General features: G+C 40.1%; 1 protein-coding gene and 3 pseudogenes. 2 read left to right on the top strand and 2 right to left on the bottom strand.

Translation table 11 applies throughout. From position 1 onward, the window contains the following. A pseudogene (locus QUA40_RS27775) lies at positions 1-98 on the top strand (IS1 family transposase); the annotation flags it as partial. A 38-nt stretch (positions 99-136) separates the two neighbouring features. After that, positions 137-1249: pseudogene (locus tag QUA40_RS27770) on the top strand (IS630 family transposase). Positions 1250-1390: 141 nt separating this feature from the next. Here QUA40_RS27770 and QUA40_RS27765 read toward each other — a convergent pair. Together QUA40_RS27765 and QUA40_RS29205 are read right to left on the bottom strand one after the other, a co-directional pair. Further along, positions 1391-3316 carry an alpha-amylase family glycosyl hydrolase gene (locus tag QUA40_RS27765; RefSeq protein WP_333131794.1) on the bottom strand — a complete coding sequence of 642 codons (1926 nt, stop codon included), beginning with the start codon at positions 3314-3316 and terminating at the stop codon, positions 1391-1393. Positions 3317-3606: 290 nt separating this feature from the next. Continuing rightward, positions 3607-4331: pseudogene (locus tag QUA40_RS29205) on the bottom strand (Rpn family recombination-promoting nuclease/putative transposase); the annotation flags it as partial. Positions 4332-4407 lie beyond the last annotated feature (76 nt).

Raw genomic sequence — 4407 nt, 5'->3', positions numbered from 1 at the left:
TAGCCAGACTACATCGGAAGACTCTTTGTTATTCTAAGTGTGAGAAAATGCTCAAGCATTCTATTAAGTTATTAATAAGCTGTTGTGCCTTTAAATAGGGTATCATAAAAAATGAGGTTAGTCAATATCTACAAAAATGCCAGCTAAAAACCATCTCAATCCCCAACCAATAGAGAAACTACAAAAAGCCTTAAAAGAGGAAGAAAAAGCAAATATTAGAGAAAGAATTCTAATTTTATTATTGCTCAATGACGGCAAGACACAATCTAAAATCGCTGATTTCTTGGGTTGGTCAGTCAACAAAGTATCTTATTGGTGTGTCAAGGGAGACCCAGACAATCTAGAAAGTCTAATTGATGAGAGGATGAAGGGAAATCACAAAAAAGCCACAGATAAATATATAGATATATTATTAGAAACTCTAGAAAAAGACCCTCAAGAATTAGGATATGATTTTGGACGGTGGACAGCGAAGAGATTAGCAAGATACTTAGAACAATCCACAGGAATAAAATTAACTGGAGGACAAGTTAGGAGGATATTAAAGAAAAAAAAGTATGTGTACATCTGGGCTAAGTATAGCCTAGAGTCGAAGAGAAATCCCGAAAAAAAAACAGCGTTTAAAATAAAGATAGCCGAATATTTAAAAATAGAAAAATAAACGCCAGGACGACTACAGGTATGGTTTTGGGACGAGAGTGGATTTAGTTTAAGAGTCACCAGAAGAAAGAACTGGTGTAAAAAAGGCAGCCGAAAAAAAGCCCGAGGAGACCGGAGAAAAGGCAGAGTTAATGTAATGGGAGGAGTGAGGAATTCGGATAAAAAAAGGTGGGTAGAGTTCCTCAAAAAAGGCAAGTCGTATAATTTTTATCAAGTGCTAAAACTGTTTTATGAAGAGCTAATTAATGAATGGGTGTCAGCAGGTAATCAAGCCTCAGAATTTGCGAATAAAGGAGCCAAAATAGTGATTATTCTTGATAATGCTAGTTTTCACAAGAAAGAAGAGTACCTGAAAATAATTGCAATAGAAATGCCTAACCTTCATTTAGAATTCCTCCCCGAATACAGCCCCGACTATAACTTAATTGAATTAGTATGGCATTCGGCAAAAGAATATATTGCCAATCGACTTTTTACATCTATTGAAGAGTTAGAGTATTTATTGCACCGCCTCTTAAATGAATGGCAATTAATAATTAAATGGGCTCGCAAAATCAAAAATAAGGGCAATGCTTGTATCACAGTTTAAATGTGCAACAGCTTACATTACTTGAAATTTCACGATATTCCCATTCCTGGGGTATTCATACCTTGATTCAGCAACGCCGTATTTTCGTCCATAAAACCCGGTTTATGCATCCAGGAATGTCTCACTTAAAACTCAAAAATATTAAGACTCCCGTCCACTGGCCCACTTATCCCGCCATTTCACAGTCCCTTCCGAAACTAAAACCCAGCGGCGACAAACCAGATTTTCTCGCAGCGGGGACAGTCCTTCCCGTAGCAGCGCATACTTATAAGAAATCAACTTTCCTGCACTTTCATTAAAAGGAATTTCCCCAAACCAAGTATTAGTATTGATATACTCCAACGGGTAACCCTTACTAATATCCCAATTCCCCAATTCAGGACAATCTCCAATCACAACAATTCTTTCCCCAGGCTGAGTTTTAACGCTGTTAAGCTGCGCCCGCACAATAGTTTTCGCCTTAACTCGCTCTCCGACGCGGCTAAAAATCATTACTTCCTGCGAACCAAACTCTAAGTTGTACAGCATTCCATCTTTAACTTCAAACTTACGGCGCGATAAAACCTCCGTATGCTCTCCATCAGGCAGCTCAGTATCCACCTCTTTAATTGTAACTGAATTGCCACGATTCATGGCTACAAACACCACAGAATCGCGATAGCGACGCACGTAACAATAAACATCAGCAGTTAGATATTTTTGCCACTGACTCCCCATCGAAATAGCTGGATTCAGCCGCCGCAATCCCGACAGCAATCGCACAGCTCGGTAAATTGGCGAATCAGTATCCCACTTTTCCATCATCGGGCGGTTATAGGGGTCATTTCCCCCATCTGTATCATCATGCAGAGACTGTTCGGTGCCGTAATAAATGCAGGGAATGCCGCGAGTCGTCATAATTAAACATATCGCCAACTGCAGCATTTCTGGATCGGGATTCAACGACTGAAACCTCGGCATATCGTGGTTGTCAATAAAAGTAATCAACTCCGTCGCCCCGTAGTAGCGGTGATCCAAATTCAGGACATCTTGCACTAACTTAAATCCCGCGCCCGCACCCTTCCCCAATACTTCTCGAATTGCCACGCACAGACCAAAATCTAAAATAGTCATCCCCGACTCGTTGACAAATTCCACAGAACGATCATTTCGAGGATCGCTGTAAATCCATTCGCCAAAAATGAAAACATCAGGTCTGTGTGCTAAAATTTCAGCATTAAATTCCTGCCAAAACCAAATAGGCATATGCTTGACTGTATCAACCCGCAAAGCATCAACACCTCTGTCCAGCCATTGTTTAATTGCTGACTTAATGTAATTGCGGTAGGCAATATTGTTTTCATTAAAAGTTGCTAAACCAGACAGTTCGCAGTTTTGGACTTGCCATTCATCTTCCCAGTTTTTGACTTCGCCATAGTGGTGATACCAGTCATCTTCATCGTCGTTAAAATCAGCTATTTTTACGCCGTCGTCGTAGAGTTCCCCTTTTTTACCGCTAAAATCTGGGTTGCTGTGATTGCAGACAATATCGAGTACGAGTTTCATGTTTCGCTGGTGCAACTCGTCTACTAATTTGTCAAATACCGTATCTTTACTTTCTTGTGTTTGGTTAATAGAAGGATTGTCGCTTTTGGCAATAAAGCGGGGATTTAATCGCTTGAAATCTTTAGTCCAGTATCCGTGAATTGCAGCTTGTTCGACAAATAATGCTTCAACTTGCTCGAACAGTGGAGTCAGCCAAACGGCGGTAACACCCATATCTTTTAAATAGTCGAGTTTGTCGATAACTCCTTGCAAGTCGCCGCCCCAATATTTGCCCCAATCTTTGCCTTCTGGATCGTAAAGTTCTGGGTTTGGGCCTTCGTTATTTTCGGGGTCGCCGTCGTAAAAGCGATCGACTACAATAAAATAAATTGTTTCTTGTCGGAATTCAATGTCTCTGGTGTAGAGGAACTCTAAATCGAGTTCGCTTTCTGGCTTAACTTCTTCTACCAGAGACTCAATTTTGTCTTGTGACTCTGTAACTTCGTATTGAGAGGAAGTTTGATTGGGAGTGACTGATGTCATGAGATGTATTTTTTTATATTGTAAGATTGGTCAGTTATTCGGAGCTAGAGTCGGAGATAGCTTTCCCCTCTAACTGACTTTTACAGCATCATACGGAATTTACGGGTTTAATGAAATCTTCCTTTAGAGAGAGGGCAGACTCATCCTTGACTATTATATGGATGAGAGTTAATATTTGGCGTCATTCTCAATCACAGAGGCAGAACCTCAAAAACCTACGCTACCAGGCTGATCCTAGTAGCGAGAAAAGGTAGAGTAATTGTGCGATCGCACTTTTTCCCTTCCTTTCATTACTCCCGCAAATTTTCGATATCTTCAACACTCAAACCAGTAGTTTGACTAATGGTTTGATTGTCAATAACATTGAGAAGTTGCCTAGCAATTCCTAGAGCCTTTTCTCTCATTCCTAGAGCAAGTCCTTCTTCTCTGCCTTGTACAATGCCTTGTACAATGCCTTGTACAATGCCTTGTGCGATTCCTTTTTCAATTCCCTTGAGCAAGGCACCCTGCTGATCCAGAATAAACATTTCACGTTCTTCTAAATCGGCCAACTCCTCTGGATTCAAATTAGTTTCATTGGCAATCGCAAAAGCTTGCTGTATTTCCGAGACTGTTTCCATTGTTAACGGCACTATTTCCAAACTGGGAGCATTTTTCATAAAAAAATCCACTTGTCAGTCAAAGTCTCTAACTCATCCAATTGTTTATTGAATTTTGGCAATTCGATAAAGATCAGTTCAATCTCTGGATCGACATAATCAAATAAACGCTTTTTCTCCTTGAAGACAAAGTGAGAAATTACTTCTTGGTCATTGTCAAACATTTCAAAATCAGTAATTGTCAAAGCAATTACAGGTTTTAACTTAAAGTAACCTTGACCGCGAATCAGTTGAGTAGAGTAAGTTTTTGCAGCATTGTAAGCCACCCATTTCGCAAAAGATGCTACATTTAAAACTTGCATTTCGATAATTACAGTTGCACCTCCTGCAAGCCTGGCTTTGACATCCAGGTAAGAGTAGACCTCTTGCAAAAGTCCCCAATAAGGGCAATAGTCAGGTGATCGAGAGGAAAAACTGATGACTTACGAACAA

Source organism: Microcoleus sp. Pol11C3 (genome assembly GCF_036701485.1).
Lineage (GTDB): Bacteria > Cyanobacteriota > Cyanobacteriia > Cyanobacteriales > Microcoleaceae > Microcoleus.
This window is presented reverse-complemented; position numbering and strand designations above follow the sequence as displayed.

Coding starts and splice junctions, on each gene's coding strand:
- QUA40_RS27765 (WP_333131794.1), bottom strand. CDS start 3,316: ATGACATCAGTCACTCCCAATCAAACTTCCTCTCAATACGAAGTTACA.